Raw genomic sequence first — 18,951 nt, forward strand, 5'->3', positions numbered from 1 at the left:
TCGTTCAACTACACAATTTCTCCATAAAACCGGCGGTTTAACGATTTAAAAAGACACTTTTCAACACAGATCTCGTAATTTTATAGGCGTATGAAGAAGATAATTCCTGTGGAAGAAGGTGATTTTTATCTATCAAAAGAAGGATACAGGGTTTTTACCGAACGTTACCACCTTAAAAGAGGCTATTGTTGCGAAAGTAGCTGTCGACACTGCCCTTATGGATATAACAATAAGACTACCACGAGATAGCTTTTCGTTTTAGGAACAATGGCTCAAAGCGTATTCGGCACAGTTTTTGAGATATTTTTAGATAAAATTAAACGTATTTAACTCAAAAAAAAATTGCTATGAGAAGAATAAAAATCTTAGTGCTTCCCGTACTTGCCATGGTGTTTATGGCTTCCTGTACTTCTGTACGCGTTTTATCCGATTTCGACAAGGAAGCTGACTTCACTACCTACAAATCGTACGCCTTCTACAAAACTGGTATTGACAAGGCTCAAATTTCCGACCTTGACAAAAAACGGATATTAAAAGCTATTGATGCCGAATTGAGTTCTCGAGGTTTTGTAAAATCTGAGGATCCCGACATTTTGATAAGCATTTTCACAAAGGAAAAGGAACAAGTTGATATTTACAACAACTATTGGGGCGGTTACGGCTGGGGATGGAACCCTTATTATTGGGGACCCGGTTGGGGAGGAAATAATGTAAGCACACGAACTGAAGGTTCATTGTACATCGATTTAATAGATGCCAAGAACAAAGAACTGGTATGGCAGGGCAAAGGCATAGGAAACCTTGGCAACATAGAAAATATGGATAAAAAGGAACAACGCATTCGGGAGTTTGTATCTCAAATTCTTAAAGAATACCCACCAAATGCCGTGGTTGCCAAATAATATTCACCACCAAAAAAGTAGCTCCACTCTATTATCACAAAGTCCCCACTTCTCTAAAAGCGGGGACTTTTTGTATCTTTATAATACGTCATGCGCCATAGCAGAGACGAAATATAAATGTACCGATGACCTACGAGAGCAACCCCATATTAGATAAATTACCCGAACACTTAAAACAGTTTATTAAACCGCAGAACTATACAGACTACACGGCCATCGACCAAGCTGTATGGCGCTATGTGATGCGAAAAAATGTCGATTATTTAAGTGCTGTAGCCCATGAGACATATACCGAAGGATTAAAAAAAACAGGCATTGCTATTGACCATATTCCGAACATGTATGGTATGAACCGAATTTTAAAAGAAATCGGATGGGCAGCCGTTGCCGTAGATGGGTTTATTCCGCCCTCCGCCTTTATGGAATTTCAAGCCTATAACGTGCTGGTCATTGCTTCTGATATTCGACAATTGGAACATATCGAATATACACCCGCCCCAGACATCATTCATGAGGGCGCCGGTCACGCTCCGATTATTGCCAACGCTGAATATGCCGAATACCTAAGAAGATTTGGCGAAATCGGGTGTAAAGCTATTTCAAGCGCCAAAGATTTTGAATTATATGAAGCAGTTCGACATCTCAGCATTATAAAAGAAGCCCCTGAGACCTTAAAAAAAGAAATTGCAAAAGCCGAAAAACAAATTGAACTATTGCAAGAGAATATGGGGGAGCCCAGTGAGATGGCCCTTATACGCAACCTTCATTGGTGGACTGTAGAATACGGCCTTATCGGTACAATCGACAATCCCAAAATATATGGAGCAGGATTGCTATCCTCAATTGGTGAAAGCGCTTGGTGCATGACCGATAAGGTGAAAAAAATACCCTATTCACTGGAAGCCGTGAACACTTCGTTTGATATTACCAAACCACAACCCCAACTTTTTGTAACACCCGATTTTGCATTTCTGAGTCAGGTATTGGAAGACTTTGCCGACACAATGGCTTTAAGAACCGGAGGACTCGATAGTGTTCAAAAACTCATTGATTCTCAATCATTGGGTACTATTGAACTAAGCACGGGCCTACAGATTTCAGGAAATTTCGACAGTGTGCTCACCCATGACGGGAAGCCCGTCTATGTTCAGACCAAAGGAGAAACGGCACTGGCCTATCGCGAAAAAGAACTAGTGGGTCATAGCTCAAAAAGACACTCTACCGGTTTCGGAACGCCCATTGGAAAACTTAAAGGCATCAATTTAGCCATCGAAAATATGAGTCCGCGCGACTTAAAAGCTTACAAAATTTATGAGGGAGAAACCGTTTCGTTAGAATTCGAAGGCGGAATTCATGTTGCCGGACAAATTATTACGGGCACAAGAAATCTGCAGGGTGAGATTCTTCTAATTACGTTTAAGAATTGTACAGTTACCCACAAAGGCAGTATCATTTTCACCTCGCCTTCCGAACTTTACAGTATGGCTGTAGGCAAAGAAATTGTGTCTGCCTTCAACGGACCGGCCGACCTTAAGAGTTTTGATTTAGTGACCCATACCCTAGCATCATCAGCCAACAAACCAAAAACTTCCGAGAAGCGAAAGTCACTTGAACGATACTACGAGCAAATTCGGCATTTCAGGGAAGGAAAGAATACTACAATTTCGCGCAATAAAGTTTTTAAGGAACTACAAGAGAAGCATTCCAAAGATTGGCTGCTACCCATCGAACTATATGAGCTTGCTAAAAACAATGGTGATGAAAGCTTTGCTTCGGAGATTGCGGCGCATCTCGAAAAAATTAAACACAACCGTCCGAAAGTCGGACATTTGATAGATGATGGACTAGCATTAGTGAACAAAAATTTAGTAACTTAACCCGGCAATTTTAGCTTAAAATAAGCTGCAAGTAAAATTAGTACAGAATGAAAGGCACAAATTTGACACGTAGAAAATTTATAGGTACCGGATTCATGACCGCTATAGGTGGAATTTGGTTGAGTAGGGGTTTTGAAAATCTGTCTTTTCATAATGAAGAAAACAAGTTGCCCGGTGGCTTTTGGCCGGTAATGATGACGCCCTTTAATGACGATTTATCTATTGATTACGCAGGATTACAACGATTGATTCGCTGGTATGAAGATGCTGGTTCAACGGGCCTATTCGCGAACTGTGGCTCTAGTGAAATGTACGACCTCAGTAATCAAGAACGCATCGATCTTACAAAGTTTGTTGTCGAACATAGCAATGTTCCCGTAGTTTCTACCGGAACCTTTTCAGAGCAAGTAGCTGAAAATGCAGATTTTATAAAGAAAATCTATGATACAGGTGTTCAGGCTGTCGTTTTGATCCCCTCCATGATGGTCAAAAAGGAGGAAAAGGATACTGCACTATTAAATTCGTTCGAAGGCATTATGAATCAGACCGGAAATATCCCTTTGGGTATTTACGAATGCCCTAGTCCCTATTCCCGGAAGGTCAGTCCTGTAATGCTGGATCAACTCCAAAAAACCGGACGATTCCTATACTTTAAAGATACCACTTGTAATGCGGAATTGGTAGCGCAGAAAATAGCGATAACTTCTAATTCTTCTTTAGGCATTTACAATGCGCATTCACCCGATGCACTTCATTCTATTCAACATGGTGGTGCGGGCATTTCATGTATTGCCGGTAATTATTATCCAGAATTATTCTCTTATTTATGGCAAAATGGAAGAGGTCAAGAAGTATCGCCATCCGTAAAAAAAGTCAACGACTTTATTCTCAAGAACAAATCGGTCATCGGTAAGAAATACTCAATCGGCGCCAAGTATTTCATGAACTTACGAGGCCTAGAGTTAACCTTAAACAGTCGGAAGAAACCCCAGTCCTTGGATAGTTCGGATAAAGCTCGTTTACACTTGCTTTGGAAAGAGCTTTCTGTCTTAAGCAAAGAAGTGCAAATCGACCTCGTAACATACTCTTAAATCGAAAGGAATGACTACCCGACCTGAGACAATTCTTACCCTGTCATTTCGGAAATAGGAGTACCGATATTCTTAATTTTAATGCTATTGATTAATTTAATTTGCTCACCATAAACACTAAGTAGCTACACTAAGCTCGGTTCTAAATATTACCCGCATAAAATGAAAAAACTATTTTTTATTGCCATCCTTCTTTTACTGAACACACAGCTCTCCTTCTCTCAATTTGAACCCAATTACGATGAGAGCAAAATTCCTAATTTTGATATTCCCGACCCTTTAACCACTTTTGATGGTCAGAAAATAACACGAAAAGGGCAATGGAAACGCATACGAAGACCTGAGCTATACACCTTCTTCGAGGAAAATGTTTACGGAAAGATTCCTGCCGAGTTCAATGATTTCTCCGCTAAGATCTTGGAGCAAGGGGAGAACGCTATAAACGGAAAGGCTAAACGCCGTCAGGTCGAACTTTCCTTCGATAGAAATGGTAGAACATTGCATTTCACCATGTTAATCTATTTACCGAAGAACGTAAAAAAGGCCCCCCTATTTTTAGGATATAACTTCTTAGGAAACCATACGGTTGCCGACGACGAAAATATACTAATCTCTGAAGCTTGGGCCAGAAATAGTGACAAATACGGAATTTCCGGAAACAAATTTACTTCGGCCACACGTGGTATTCGCACGAACCGATGGGCAATTGAGGAAATTATCGATGCCGGTTTTGGTCTAGCTACCATTTACTATGGGGAAGTCGACCCCGACAAAGATGATTTTACTGATGGCGTTCATTCTTTGCTCTACTCTCAAGGTCAACAAAAACCAAATGACAATGAATGGGGAAGTCTTGCGGCTTGGGCCTGGGGTTATAGTCGGGCTATGGACTATTTCGAAAAGTCAAAAGATATTAATTCGTCAAAGGTCGTAGTTTTCGGACATTCCCGATTAGGCAAGGCCGCCTTGTGGGCCGGTGCCACCGATGAAAGATTTGCTGCCGTTATTTCCAATGATTCCGGTTGCGGCGGGGCCGCATTGTCAAAACGGAAAGTTGGAGAGACCGTTGGGCGTATCAATGAATCTTTCCCCCATTGGTTTAGCGGTAATTTTAAAGCATACAACAATAACGAGGAGGCCTTACCGATAGACCAGCACGAATTACTAGCATTAATTGCGCCGAGACCCTTGTATGTCGCCAGTGCCCAAGAAGACCAATGGGCCGACCCAAAAGGTGAATTTCTTTCGGCTCACTATGCTTCCGAAGTATATAAATTGTTTAAAAAAGATGGTATTGCCACCGACGAAATGCCAATGACCAATCAACCTATTCCAAACACGCTCGCCTATCACATTCGAACCGGAATTCATGACGTAACCGATTACGATTGGGAGCAATATATTCAATGGGCACAGAAGCAATTATGACGATAGTAAGCTGCGATTTTTAATATATTTTCCTTGAAACCCTACTTCTCGTATACTTAAACATCATTTTTTGAGCATAAGTTCATGAAGATTTTGATCTACGATTTGATCTTGATAGACTAGCGTCCATCCCATAGAATTAGTCAAAATATAGAATTTTGAAAGTTCGCTTATTAATCGGTTCTGGGCATTTGTCTTCAAAGAAGATACCTCTACTTTTTTCATCAAAGAGGCATTTACACTCTTTTTAATTTTGTTGTAGTCCGATTCATTAAATTGATTCAGATAATCAGCGGTGACATCGTAATATTCGAAATCGGGATAAATTTTAATTTCAGGTTCCGGAATACTTTTTATGCGCAAGGTTTTCGTTTCTTGATCAATTTCTAAATCTAATTTACTGAGGTCGTAGGCTACGGTAACTTCTGCATTCACTACAACCAAAGCTTTTTTATGCGCCGTAATCAATGGACCAAAGAGCTGTTGTGAATCTTTATAATTATACACCTCGGCAAAATATCCTTCGGTAACAATCAGTTTTGATACGTTTTCGATTTGTTGCTGAATAAGCATGCTGTTTTCTTGAAGAATGGATTTGCTTTCCTTTTCCTCAGAACAGGACCGGAAGATGAGTACCACCGCCAATGTAACCACTACACCGATTAATATCTTTTTCATGGATGTCTCGAATAGTTAAGTCATGTGCCACGACTAAAAACTTGACACAAAATTTTCATTGTATATTTCAAAGGTACAGATTGCTTTGTACTCTGCAATAACCTAAACTTCACTCTTATTTTCATTCTTTTTATAGAAGGAAGTTAGAACATCATAAAGGGATACGCTCGTTGAAGATCTTTAATTTTCTCATCGAGGTTCTTTTCGAACTTTTTATGTTGTTCAGACGCAGCATTGAAGGGGCGGTGCAACCTTCCTTTTTGAATGACATCAACTTTGTCCATAATTGTATGGGCATTTTCGGCAATCGAGACAAACTTGAATTTCTCCCAGATATAATCAATTGCAAGTTGATTCGGATGTACCATATCGGTCTTATAGAAACGATAATCGCGGAGCTCGTCCATCATCAGTTCATACGAAGGAAAATACGCTTCGACATCGCTCTGCGTGACGGATGTATCAAGAACTTTATGAATCGCCGTAATCAGGTGTGCTTTACTTAGTTGATTCTCAACAAAACCATCTTTTAAATGACGCACCGGGGAAACGGTAAAAACAAAATAGGCATTTGGCTTTATCGTTCGTATAAGTTGCATTGTCTTTTTAATGCTGGTGGCAACCTCGTGCGCTGACAACAGTTCTTTTTTAAATTCTTTTTGGGGCACTTTATGACAATTAGCAACCAAAGTACCTTGTTCGATATGGCGGTAGGCCCATGCCGTTCCCAAAGTAATGACTACATGCGTCGCCTTGACAATTTGCTCCCTGGTGCGTTCCAGCCTTAAATTTAAATTTTGCAGCAATTTTTCTGCGGATAAATCGCTGAGATCCGAATGGCTATCGAAACAATGCCACCGTTCATTGTAAAAGAAAACCTCATCATGCGAATAAGGGATACCACGAACTGCTCTTGAAACTAGGTTCTCAATAGAAACGGGATGAAATAGAATTCCAAATGGATTTTGAAGGTTCCGAAATTTGAAATAATCCAGTTTACTTCCGATATGCTGCGCAAAACATGACCCTATCAACAACAGTTCGCTGTCGTAACTGATTTGATTTTTTTCGGGGTTTAGCGGTATTTGGGTCTGGAGTTTCATTTGAATTATCTCTTTCTTGAATATTTACGCACCAGTGTCACGATAAGACCATAATGCCTTATTCAGAACCAAATCGAAGAAGCTCGCACCGTTTCTTTGGCCGCTATGATGATAGATAATTTTTTCCTTTTTCTAAAGCCTCTGCAATACCTGCGGGATTTTTACCACCTGCCGTTGCAAAGAAAGGTTGACCGCCGCCGCCACCTTGAATATATTTACCGAGTTCCCGGACTATAGTTCCTGCATTCAAATTTTTCAGGGCAACTAATTCCTTAGATATATAGCAAGAAAGCAAAGCCTTTCCATTTTGCTCGGTTGCGAACAATAGAAAGAGATTGTCTCTATTATTACCCATTTCGAAGGAAAGGTCCTTAATTCCAGCCGCATCTAAATCTAGTTTCTTCGCAAGGAATTTGACGCCATTGATATCTTGCAATTCTGTCTGCAATTCACCCTTGAGATTTTTTGCTTTGTCTTTTAACAACTGTTCGACCTCTTTTTTGAGCTTGGCATTTTCCTCCTGTAAATTTACTACTGCCTTTACAGGGTCCTGCGCATTGTTCAGTAGATCTTTAATCTCGTAAAGCATTCTATTATTCTCAAAATAGAAATCTTTAACGGCATCTGAAGTTATGGCTTCAATTCGCCGGATACCAGCTGCCACGGCACTTTCTGAGCGAATTTTAAAATGCCATATCTCTCCCGTATTCTGTACATGTGTACCTCCACATAACTCAATGGATTGCCCGAACCGTATGGTACGAACCGTATCTCCATATTTTTCACCGAACAAGGCCATAGCGCCTTCTTCGATAGCCTCGCTCATCGTTGTATTTCTATTCTCTTGCAATGCCAATTGTCCGTCGATGCGTGCATTCACAAAATTCTCCACTTCTCGAAGCTCCTGGGGAGTCATCTTTCCAAAGTGGGAAAAATCGAATCGGAGATATTTCGAATGAACCGCAGAACCCTTCTGTTCCACATGTTTCCCCAGTACCTCTCGAAGAGCTTGATGCAATAAATGGGTAGCGGTATGATTCGCAGCAGTTCGATGTCTTTGTTTCTTATCAACGACAGCCTTAAAAGTGACATTTAAATTTTTGGGTAGGTTTTTGGTGAAATGTACGGTCTCGTTATTTTCCTTTTTGGTATCTAAAATATAAACGACATCGCCCTGTGAAGCTTCCAAGTAGCCCTTGTCCCCAACTTGCCCGCCACCTTCAGCGTAGAATGGGGTCATATTAAATACCAGTTGATACTGCTCGCCCTCCTTTTTCGAGACTACTTTACGATATTTCACCAATTTCACATTGGCATTCAACATATCATAGCCCACAAATTCTTGTTCTACATCATCGCTGAGAATAGTCCAATCTGTTTTTGATACCGCGGAAGCTGATTTCGAACGATTCTTTTGTGCCTGCATGGCGGTTTCAAAACCTTTTTCATCTAGGGTATAGCCCTTTTCCCCGAGAATCAATGCTGTTAGATCAATGGGAAAGCCGTAGGTATCATAAAGCTCAAAAGCTTTTCTGCCATCCACTTCTTTGCCTTTCGTACTGTTAATTATCGAATCTAAAAGAACGAGACCTTGATCCAAGGTATTTAAAAAAGAGTATTCTTCCTCTTTAACTACGTTCTCAATCAACTGACGTTGCTCTTTAAGTTCAGGATAAGCACTGCCCATAGTATTCACCAACACCGTGACCAATCGGTACATAAAGGGCTCTTTGGTGTTCAAAAATGTAAACCCATAGCGCACCGCCCTTCTTAAAATTCTTCGAATTACATAACCGGCACCGGTATTACTTGGTAATTGTCCGTCAGCAATGGAAAAAGCCACCGCCCGTATATGATCGGCAATAACGCGAATGGCAATATCAATCTCGGGATCTTGGCCATATTTTGTTTCATTTTGCCTATTCTTACCGTTTACGATTGTTTCTATCTCCCGAATAATTGGTGTAAAAACATCGGTATCGTAGTTCGATTGAACACCTTGAAGCACCGTACATAAGCGCTCAAAGCCCATGCCGGTATCTACATGTTTTGCAGGTAAAGGCTCCAAATCGCCATTGGCTTTTCGGTTATACTGCATGAAGACCAAGTTCCATATTTCTACCACCTGAGGGTGATCTTTGTTTACCAAAGAAGCTCCTGAAACTTTAGCTTTTTCTTCCGGCGTACGAATATCAACATGAATCTCCGAACAGGGACCACAAGGTCCTTGATCGCCCATTTCCCAAAAGTTATCTTTTTTGTTGCCCATGATAATCCGGTCTTCGGGCACAATTGCTTTCCAGAGACCAAAGGCTTCATCATCCATTTTCAGGTTGTCTGCATCTTCGCTCCCTTCAAAAACAGAGACATACAGACTATTCGGGTCTACTTTACAGACCGAAGTCAAAAACTCCCAGGCCCATGCTATGGCTTCCTCCTTAAAATAGTCACCAAAACTCCAGTTCCCGAGCATCTCGAACATGGTATGGTGATAGGTGTCTTTACCTACTTCCTCAAGGTCATTGTGTTTTCCACTAACGCGCAGACATTTTTGGGTATCGACAACACGGGTGCTTTTAGGAACTGTATTTCCCAAAAAGTACTCTTTAAATTGGTTCATTCCTGCGTTGGTAAACATCAAAGTAGGATCATCTTTGATGACCATCGGTGCAGATGGAACTATTTTATGGCTTTTTTCTTTGAAAAAGTTTAAGAATTGATTCCTTGTTTCCTTGGAAGTCATAGAAAATGCTAAGGTTTTACAAATTTTAACGGTTTCTACAAAACAATTTTTATATTTGTTTGTTTTGTTAAAACGAATGCACAAAAATAGGATAAAATCCCTTCATGTCTAAGGTAAAATATTATTACGATCCCGATACGCTCTCTTACCGAAAGATTGAACCCCAAAAATCTAAACGGTATCGCAATTTTGCGCTGTTTTTTTTAGGCTCTATGCTCTTTGGATTAGTGTGCCTTGTCTTGTTATTAAATACCAACCTTATCAACACACCAAGGGAATTATCGCTACAACGTGAATTAAAGAATTACGAACTGCAATTCGAACTTTTGGACAAAAAGATGGAGCAGATCGAAGAGGTCTTAGCGAATATCGAAGATCGTGACAATAACATTTATCGTTTATATTTCGAAGCCAATCCTATACCCGAAGAACAAAGAAAAGCTGGTTTTGGTGGAATAAACCGGTATAAATCATTGGAAGGATTCAACAACTCGGAAATGGTCATTGCCACTACCAAACGTTTAGACATCATTAAAAAGCAGATGGCGATCCAATCAAAGTCGCTGGATGAAATCACCAAACTGGCAGCGGAAAAAGAAAAGTTATTGGCGGCAATACCTGCCATACAGCCTATACGTAATGAAAACCTAAGACATATGGCTTCTGGCTATGGATGGCGTTCCGACCCCTTTACCAAAGCACGAAAAATGCACCGTGGTATGGACTTTTCAGCACCCAAAGGCACTCCGATTTATGCTAGTGGTGACGGCAAAGTGACCCGAGCCGACAATAACGCTTCGGGCTTTGGCAAACACATTCGCATTGAACATGGCTACGGCTATATGAGCCTTTATGCACATTTGAGCAACTACAATGTAAAAAGAGGTCAAAAAGTGAAACGGGGAGACCTTATCGGCTTTGTTGGCAACACCGGGCGCTCAGAAGCACCGCATTTACATTATGAGGTATGGAAAGATAAGGACCGAATCAACCCGATTAATTTCTATTACGGCAGTTTAACAGCAGAAGAATTTGAAAACATGCTGAAATACGCCAGCCAAGAAAATCAATCATTGGATTAATGAACATAGATTTACCTGAAAAAAGATATTACGGTATTGGTGAGGTGGCCAAAGCTTTTGGCGTGAACACTTCTTTGATTCGATTTTGGGAAAAGGAATTCGATGCCTTAAAACCTAAGAAGAACGCCAAAGGTAATCGCAAATTTACGCCCCAAGACATCAAGAACCTTCAGTTGATCTATCACTTGGTGAAAGAACGTGGTTTTACCCTTGAGGGCGCTAAAACGCACCTAAAGGAAAACAAACAAAAGACATTGAACAATTTTGATATCATTCAAAAGTTGGAGCGCGTAAAAACGGAGCTTGCCAAAATAAAAGACCAGCTATAATTCACTTTTAATAAACACTACCATGAAAAAAGGATTAATAATTTTAATAATTCTAGGGGTCATCGCATTTGGCCTTTACCGTTGGGCCGTTGGCTTCAACAATACCGCTGTTCAATATGAGGCCGATGCCAAAACCGCATGGTCGAATGTCGAAAGCGCCTACCAAAGAAGAAATGACCTTATTGGCAACTTGGTTAAAACCGTTCAGGGAGCTGCCGATTTTGAACGCGGAACACTTACAGATGTCATCGAGGCCCGAGCAAAAGCTACCTCTACCACTATCGACGCGAATAATCTTACTACGGACAATATCGCTGCTTTTCAACAAGCTCAAAACGGACTTACTGGAGCGCTCAGCAAATTGATGGTCGTCGTAGAGCGTTATCCTGAATTAAAGGCAAATCAGAATTTCTTGGAACTTCAGTCGCAATTGGAGGGTACCGAAAACCGAATCAATGTTGCCCGTGATCGATTCAATGAGGCGGTCAACATTTACGACGTACATACCAAGCAGTTTCCAGGCAAACTTTTGGCCGGGTTATTTGGTTTCGAAGAAATGGCACGTTATAAGGCCGATGCAGGATCGGAACAGGCACCTGATGTGAATTTCGATTTCAATTGATCCAATGTCAAGAGTAGAAGATTTTTTAACGGCAGAAGAAGAACAAGAGATTGTACAGGCCATTCTCGAAGCCGAGAAAAATACTTCGGGAGAAATACGGGTACATATTGAAGCACATACCCGCTCTGACCATTTTGTTCGTGCCAAAGAAGTTTTCCATTTACTTAAGATGGACAATACCAAAGAGGAAAATGGCGTATTGATCTATGTGGCCGTTAACGATCGGAAGTTCGTAATTTACGGAGATGGAGGAATCAACAAAGTCGTTCCCAAAGATTTTTGGAATACCACCAAAGATGCAATTGAACTACAGTTCAAACAAGGTAATTTCAAACAGGGTATTATCGACGGCATTTTAAAAGCAGGCAACGAACTAAAATCACATTTTCCTTGGAATTCCAACGACACAAATGAGCTAAGCAATGAGGTATCTAAAGGTTAGTCTTTTTGTATATATCATTTGTTGGTGTACCACTGCCGTGGCACAATTTCAAATACCCGAGAAGCCTTCTAAGCAAACGAGTGTTTATGATTATATCGACCTTTTACCAGCAGGCCAAGAACAGGCCCTTGAGCAAAAACTGATACGTTATTCCGATAGTACATCTACCCAAATCGTAGTCGCCATCATCGCTTCTACCGAAGGAGAAAATATCACCTATTTAGGTGCCCAGTGGGGACAGAAATGGGGCATTGGCCAAGCAGGTAAAGACAATGGGGTATTGGTTCTTTTAGCCAAGGATGACCGTAAAATTGCGATTAATACGGGGTACGGCGTTGAAGGTAATCTTACAGATGCCCTATCTCGACGCATCATTGAAAGTGTAATCGTTCCTCAATTTAGATCAGATAATTATTATGCCGGATTAAATGATGGTGCCGACGCTATTTTTCAAGCACTGAAAGGCGAATTCAAAGAAGAACGTTCTTTTGATGACAGCAATGGCTTTCCTTTCGGATCTTTCTTACCCATACTGATTTTCTTTATTATTTTAGTTATTCTATCGACTCGAAATCGCAGGGGTGGCGGAGGAAAAAATGGCGGCAAGCGCTCTTCCGGACTCGACCTTTGGGATATCATCATTCTGAGCAACATGGGCCGAGGTGGCTACCGCGGTGGTGGTTCAGGCGGCGGTGGCTTTGGAGGTGGCGGTGGTTTCGGAGGCGGCTTCGGTGGCGGTGGCTTCGGTGGTGGCGGCGCGTCGGGAGGATGGTAACCATCATAAAATCTGCCCCTACCCCAGAACTTAGAATTCAGGATACATACTAGAAGTCATCATCTACAAGTATTCTCTGCAAAAAAAGACTTCAGGCTACATTCTATAAGACCGACTTCCTCGATCCTTTTTTCCACCGAACTGATCAAATTTATAGGTGAAACTGGCCATAAAATATTGCTGCAAAACTGTGCCCTGATAATCTTGGATAAAATCTTCGCCCGTTGTTCTTCGGGTATTAATATTTTGGTCCAACAAGTCATAAGCGAGCACTTTAATAGTGCCCTTTTGTTCTAAGACCTGAAGGCCAAGGCTCATATTCCAGAACAGTGCATCTTTTTTAAATCCGGGACCCACATTGCCGTTATAGCTATATCGTAAATCGTTGCCCCAAATCAAGTTTTTCGGCCAATACGAAGTCATTCTTAAATTGGCATTCTGAGACGTGTACTTGACATCCTCTATTCCATCCAAATTATATTTGGTATTATTAAAAGACACTCCATATCCGGGCTCTATCTCTAAAAGTTCCTTAAAATTAAATGTGGTGGAAATGCGGGGCGATACGTCAAACCTTTTTGCCTTTAATTCTACACCATTTGTAAAACTGACCTGTTGACCAAAACTAAGACTTGGTCTTATGTTAAATTTGGCCGTAAAGGTGCTGTCCTTTTTTATCTGCTTTGAATACCCCATGCCAGCGTAGCCATTGTAATTGCCGTCAATGTTGGTGAATCTGGTGGTACGTAAAAAGTTATCGTCGGTAGTTGATATAGCCGATACTCGGTTCTTTTGCACCTCGATGCCCGAGTATGCATAAATTCCCGTACGCTCTTTCCAGTTGTAATCGTTATAATTAAAACTGATGTTATGCTCTACTCCCGGAGACAAGTTAGGGTTACCGATAACGATATTCAGCGGATTATTCACATTCGGAACCGGTTGTAATTGATTGACAGATGGTACGTCTAGGCTAGTACGATAGCGTGCGTAAAGCCGCTTGTTCTTACTTATGGTATAGCGCAATCTGCTGCTGAAAAGTAAATTTTCGTAGGCCTTGGAAAATGTGGTACTCTGTAAAAAGTCTTGATTGTTTAAATCTGTGAACTTATATGATGCCCTAAAGTTAAAATTGAGTTTTTCATCATTAATCCGTAATCCTATCGAGGGGGTTTGCTGTACATTCTTAAAATTGAAATCAGAACTTAGGGTCTCATCAAAGTCGGTATACCTGTTGGTCGCCTCTTCATAATTTAGCACATCTTTTTTATTGTCTCTATTGTCATGTCTATATTCATATTCAAAATCTAAAAACAGCTTTTCGGTCAGGGGATGTCGATATGATACTTCGAGGTCGTAAGAATCACGTTTGTTGTCAACATTAGAAAGCTGGTCAAGATTTTCTTCACTTGGATCATCCCCAAAAACTTGACGATTGGAAACCAAATTAGATATATTCTTATTCTCGGTATTTGTATTTGAAAAGGAGAAACTCACGAACCTTCCAAGGGTATCCAACTTCTTCATTATATTAAATTGGTTGGAGAAATTACGTTGAAATCCATCATCATCAGAGGTTCGTTCATTACTGTTGATCAACTCGCCATTAGCATCCGTTGAAGTGGCGTTGTTTATACTCTTCGAAGTTGTTCTATTCACACTCATGGAGGGCTCTATCGAAATTCGAAGTGTTTCATCAATATCATATTCAATATTGGCACCGCCACGGTTTGAATTTGTCGTACCCTTAAAGCTTGATTCACTATCGCTGAAGTATCTACGATCGGGCAAAATATTCTCTCGGCTAGTTTTTTGGTCGTTATAATTATCACTATAGGCAAAAAAGTAATTACCATCTATTTCATATTCCCCTTTCTTCGCATTTGCATAACTGCCCCCCAAATTTGAAGAGGTGGTAATACCATTGCCATAATTATTGATGAGACCTGATTCACGTGCACCGGAATACCCTCCCCTAGTATTTCCGACCATATCATAAATTTCGTCGAAAGAGAACCCTGAATTATTTATATTATTTGAACTTGCAATAAAGCTGATCCGTTCTTTATTATTAAAATAATTGAGAAGACCGTTCGCCTGATATCTTTCATCAGTGCCATAACCCGCGGCGACTCTACCCATATACCCTTTATTCTTATCCTTTTTAATCGTCAGATTTATACTCATGTTCTCCCCATCACTCTCTTCGCCCGTAAACTGTTGTTTCTTTGTTTTGGTATCGGTAATCTGTATTTTATCAATCACCTCTTTCGGCAAACTTTTTGTCACGACTTTAGGGTCCTTACTGAAGAATACTTGTCCATCGACCGTTATTTCATTTACTTCCTTTCCATTGACCGTTATCTTGCCATCACTATCCACTTCTACACCCGGTAGTTTCTTTAGTACTTCCTCAACTGTAGCGTCAGGACGTACGCTAAAAGAATCTGCATTGTATTCGAGTGTGTCTTTCTTTATAGTTATCGGTACGCGTTCTCCCAATACCTGAACGCCCTTTAATTCTTGAGCCTGCTCTTCCATTTGTACGGTCGCCAAATCAACCGACGGCTTAATGTTCAGTTTCATGACCAAAGTTTTATATCCATTATAGGAAAAGAAAATGTTGGCCTCCTTTAGCTTCGTTTTGCCCTCTAGTTCGAACGCCCCATTATTTTCTGAAATACTATAGGTAATCAGCGTACTATCCTTTAGCGATTCGACATAAACCGTAGCGGATTCCAGTGGCACTTTGGAAAAAGCGTCAACAATTTTACCCTTGATGATAAAATCTTGGGCGTTGGAGAAACTAAAAAATAAAATAAGATAGCAGAGAGCAATAGAAGATTTGTTCAAACTGAAGTGTTTTTGATCGATGATGGCTTGGTGGTTTCAAAATAAACTAATCTTATAGTTTAAAGGTGTACGGTTAACATAACTTTAATACTAACAAAATAATTCTTCATAACGAACGATTCACTATGCATAGAAAAAGACGTTTCTCAATACAAATCGGACATCAAAAAAACCGCATACCATTGCCAGAAGGTTTTTTACCACCAAATTGGTCGAACTTAAACGTAAAACTTGCCATGAAGTATCGTTGCAATACCGTGCCTTGAAAATCTTGAATGTAGTCTTGGCCCGTAGATCTTCGCGTATTGTTATTTTGGTCGAGCAAATCGTAGGCCAGTATTTTGAATGTACCCTTGTCATTAAACATTTGAACTCCTAGACTTATATTCCAAAGTAAAAAGTCTCGGTCAAAACTAGGGCCAACATTGCCATTGTAAGTATAACTTATATCATTACCCCATACCAGACCTTTGGGCCAATAGGTCGTAGTCTTAAATTCAGCCGTATGGGAAATAAAATTGATATCTTTAAAAGTATCGATATTGTATTTTGTATCGTTGAACGCAATACGATATCCTGGTACGATTTCCAATAACTCTTTATAATTAAAAGTAGTCGTAATTCTAGGGGTTATCGACCATATTCGCGCCTCTAGTCTATTGCCGTTATTAAAACCAATTTCTTTTCGATAACTCAAATAAGGGTTTACATCTACCTTTACGGTAAGTGTACTATCTTTTTTGAACTCTTTAGAGTACCGTGTTCCCAGTTGTCCGTTTTGATTGCCTTTGACATTTGTATAAGTGGTGGTTCGCAAGAAATTTTCATCTGTAACCGTAACCGGTACTACCTTATTTTGCTCGGCAGACAACCAAGCGTATATAAAATATCCCGTTCGCTCTTTCCAACTATAATTATTGAAATCTAAATTGACACTGTGGTTTACCGATGGAGAAAGATTAGGGTTCCCAATCACAACATTAAGTGGGTTGTTGATATTTGCTACCGGCTGCAATTGGTTTATTGAAGGGAGATTCAACCTGGAATAATACCCCATATAAATTCGTTTGCTCTGATCAATATTATAATTACCCGATACCCTGAACAAAAAGTTATTGTATGTTTTGGAGAAGGAGCTATTTCTAGAAAAATCTTCATTCTCGAGTTTCGTATTCATTAAGCTCGCCGTAACCCCGAGACGAAGTTTTTTTCCATTTCGGTTTAGTGCCAAAGATGGATAATGCTGTCGGTTCTTGAAGTTAAAATCAGAACTTAAAGTCTCATTGAAATCAGTATATCGACCGATGGAATCATCAAAATCAAAAACTTCCCTTTTATTATAATCTTTATTGTTCCGATATTCATACCCAAAGTCCAAAAACAGCTTATCGCCAAGAACCTCTCGATAAGTTGCCCCTAAGGTGTAATTATCGTGCTTATCGGTCACCATAGTGCGCTGATCAAGTATTTCTTGAACGGGATTATCCCCGAAAACTTCCCGAACGGACTCCAAATTGGTAATGTCTTCATTAGCCCTGTTATTATTTGAGAAGGAAAGCCTGATATACCGGCCCAAGGTATCCAGTTTTTTAAAAACATCCATTCTGTTGGTAAAATCACGCTGTTGGCCATCGCCCACAGTGCGGGTTTCATTACGGTTGATAATTTCTCCCGTCTCATCGGAAGAAACGGTGAAACCAGCATTTGATGAATTTGTACGGTTCACACTCATTGAAGGCTCGATCGATATACGTAAAGTTTCGTCGATATCGAATTCAAGATTTGCAGAACCTTGATTGCCAGAAGTAGTCCCTTCAAACCTAGACTCCGAATCGGTGAAAAAGCGTCCGTTCGGTAGAATATTCTCCCGCGAAGTTTTCTGGTCGTTATAGGAATCACTGTTCGCATAAAAGTAATTTGCGCTCACTTTATATTCCCCCTTTTTTGAATCTGCATAGCTTGCACCTAGATTTGAGGAAGTTGTTATACCCTCACCAAAACCAAAAGATAGACCCCCAACGGAAAAACCACCATTGCTATTCATACTTATCCCTCCCCTCGTTCTCCCCATCATGCCATAAATCTCATCAAAGGAAAACCCTGCACTGTTAATGTTGTTGCTTGAGGCAATGGCACTTATTCTCTGTTGACCATCGAAATAATTAAGAAGTCCGTTGGCCTGGTAACGCTCATCTGTACCGTACCCGCCCGAAAGCCGCCCCAATAACCCCTTATTCTTGTCTTCCTTAATAGTGAGGTTAATGGTCTTACTATCACCATCACCTTGTTCGCCGGTAAATTCTTGGGTTTTGGTTTTGGTACTGGTTATCTGTATCTTATCAATAACTTCCTTAGGCAAGCTTTTGGTCACTACTTTGGGATCTTTGCTGAAAAAAACCTGCCCGTTTACCAAAACTTGGCTTACTTCTTTACCATTTACAGTAATTTTTCCGTTGCTATCAACATCTACACCTGGTAGCTTTTTTAACACTTCTTCCACCGTCGCATCAGGACGCGTCTTAAAAGAATCCGCATTAAACTCTAAGGTGTCCTTTTTTATACGAATTGGAACCCGTTCCCCGGTGACCTCTACCCCTTTAAGCTCCTCGGCCTGTTCTTCCATTGCAATTTCACCAAGACTCAATGAGGGTTTAAGTACAACTTTTTTAAGAGTGGTTTTGTACCCATTGTACGAAAAGAAAAGATTGACTTCTGTCAAATTTGACTTTCCCTCTAGTTCAAAAAAGCCGGCTTTATCAGAAATAGTATAGGTTATCAGTGTACTGTCCTTTATCGATTCTGCATATACCGTAGTGGCTTCAAGGGGGTCTTTAGAAAAAGAATCGACCACTTTTCCGTTAATACTGAAATCTTGGGCATTGGTAAATGTGTAAAATAGAGTGAAAAAAAACAGGGCAATAGTAGACTTCCTCAAATTGATTTGATTTTGATTGATGAATTGATGCAATCAAATTAAACTAATCTTTTAGTTCTAATCACTAGGTTAACATAACTTTAATAGTTGA

15 protein-coding genes are annotated in these 18,951 nt (G+C 40.3%); 10 read left to right on the forward strand and 5 right to left on the reverse strand.

Annotation, left to right across the window (positions count from 1 at the left end; translation table 11 throughout):
• The first annotated feature begins 90 nt into the window (after positions 1-90).
• From BLS33_RS24925 to BLS33_RS18765, 5 genes are all read left to right on the forward strand, one after another.
• A complete protein-coding gene (locus BLS33_RS24925; protein WP_176801447.1) occupies positions 91-249 on the forward strand; it encodes a C1orf53 family protein in 159 nt (52 codons plus the stop codon).
• 98 nt (positions 250-347) lie between these two features.
• Complete coding sequence (locus tag BLS33_RS18750) at positions 348-902, forward strand: DUF4136 domain-containing protein (RefSeq protein ID WP_089893285.1); 555 nt, start codon at positions 348-350, stop codon at positions 900-902.
• Positions 903-1,027: 125 nt separating this feature from the next.
• Entirely contained in the window at positions 1,028-2,779 is a 1,752-nt protein-coding gene (locus BLS33_RS18755; RefSeq protein ID WP_089893288.1) for an aromatic amino acid hydroxylase, read from the forward strand.
• Between the two features lie 47 nt (positions 2,780-2,826).
• Positions 2,827-3,870, forward strand: a complete 1,044-nt coding sequence (locus tag BLS33_RS18760; protein WP_089893290.1) for a dihydrodipicolinate synthase family protein — start codon at positions 2,827-2,829, stop codon at positions 3,868-3,870.
• A gap of 162 nt (positions 3,871-4,032) precedes the next feature.
• On the forward strand, positions 4,033-5,298 hold the full coding sequence (locus BLS33_RS18765; RefSeq protein ID WP_089893293.1) for an alpha/beta hydrolase family protein: 1,266 nt from the start codon (positions 4,033-4,035) through the stop codon (positions 5,296-5,298).
• Positions 5,299-5,361: 63 nt separating this feature from the next.
• On the opposite strand, the gene BLS33_RS18770 is transcribed toward BLS33_RS18765, so the two are convergent.
• The 3 genes from BLS33_RS18770 to alaS form a co-directional block, all read right to left on the reverse strand.
• Positions 5,362-5,976, reverse strand: a complete 615-nt coding sequence (locus tag BLS33_RS18770) for a DUF4230 domain-containing protein (protein WP_089893296.1) — start codon at positions 5,974-5,976, stop codon at positions 5,362-5,364.
• Positions 5,977-6,119: 143 nt separating this feature from the next.
• On the reverse strand, positions 6,120-7,079 hold the full coding sequence (locus BLS33_RS18775) for a GSCFA domain-containing protein (RefSeq protein ID WP_089893299.1): 960 nt from the start codon (positions 7,077-7,079) through the stop codon (positions 6,120-6,122).
• 103 nt (positions 7,080-7,182) lie between these two features.
• On the reverse strand, positions 7,183-9,822 hold the full coding sequence (alaS, locus tag BLS33_RS18780; protein WP_089893302.1) for an alanine--tRNA ligase: 2,640 nt from the start codon (positions 9,820-9,822) through the stop codon (positions 7,183-7,185).
• A gap of 104 nt (positions 9,823-9,926) precedes the next feature.
• Here alaS and BLS33_RS18785 point away from each other — a divergent pair, with 104 nt between their 5' ends.
• From BLS33_RS18785 to BLS33_RS18805, 5 genes are read left to right on the forward strand one after another with little or no spacing between them, the layout of a single operon-like run.
• Positions 9,927-10,904, forward strand: coding sequence for a M23 family metallopeptidase (locus BLS33_RS18785; protein WP_089893305.1), 978 nt, complete (start codon positions 9,927-9,929; stop codon positions 10,902-10,904).
• The gene (locus BLS33_RS18790; RefSeq protein ID WP_089893308.1) at positions 10,904-11,233 is read left to right on the forward strand and encodes a MerR family transcriptional regulator; all 330 of its coding nucleotides are present in this window, start codon (positions 10,904-10,906) and stop codon (positions 11,231-11,233) included. Before BLS33_RS18785 ends, BLS33_RS18790 begins: the two co-directional genes overlap by 1 nt.
• A gap of 22 nt (positions 11,234-11,255) precedes the next feature.
• Positions 11,256-11,855 (forward strand): LemA family protein, encoded by a 600-nt coding sequence (locus BLS33_RS18795; RefSeq protein ID WP_089893311.1) that lies wholly within the window; start codon positions 11,256-11,258, stop codon positions 11,853-11,855.
• Positions 11,856-11,859: 4 nt separating this feature from the next.
• Positions 11,860-12,297: a TPM domain-containing protein gene (locus tag BLS33_RS18800; RefSeq protein WP_089893314.1), complete on the forward strand. Its 438-nt coding sequence runs from the start codon at positions 11,860-11,862 to the stop codon at positions 12,295-12,297.
• Complete coding sequence (locus BLS33_RS18805; RefSeq protein ID WP_089893317.1) at positions 12,278-13,072, forward strand: TPM domain-containing protein; 795 nt, start codon at positions 12,278-12,280, stop codon at positions 13,070-13,072. Before BLS33_RS18800 ends, BLS33_RS18805 begins: the two co-directional genes overlap by 20 nt.
• A gap of 96 nt (positions 13,073-13,168) precedes the next feature.
• Here the strand turns inward: BLS33_RS18805 and BLS33_RS18810 are convergent, their stop codons facing one another.
• Positions 13,169-15,925, reverse strand: a complete 2,757-nt coding sequence (locus BLS33_RS18810) for an outer membrane beta-barrel protein (protein WP_089893320.1) — start codon at positions 15,923-15,925, stop codon at positions 13,169-13,171.
• A gap of 163 nt (positions 15,926-16,088) precedes the next feature.
• On the reverse strand, positions 16,089-18,860 hold the full coding sequence (locus tag BLS33_RS18815; protein WP_245731551.1) for an outer membrane beta-barrel protein: 2,772 nt from the start codon (positions 18,858-18,860) through the stop codon (positions 16,089-16,091).
• Between the last annotated feature and the right edge of the window lie 91 nt (positions 18,861-18,951).

This window comes from Kriegella aquimaris, assembly GCF_900103215.1.
GTDB classification, from domain to species: Bacteria; Bacteroidota; Bacteroidia; order Flavobacteriales; family Flavobacteriaceae; genus Kriegella; species Kriegella aquimaris.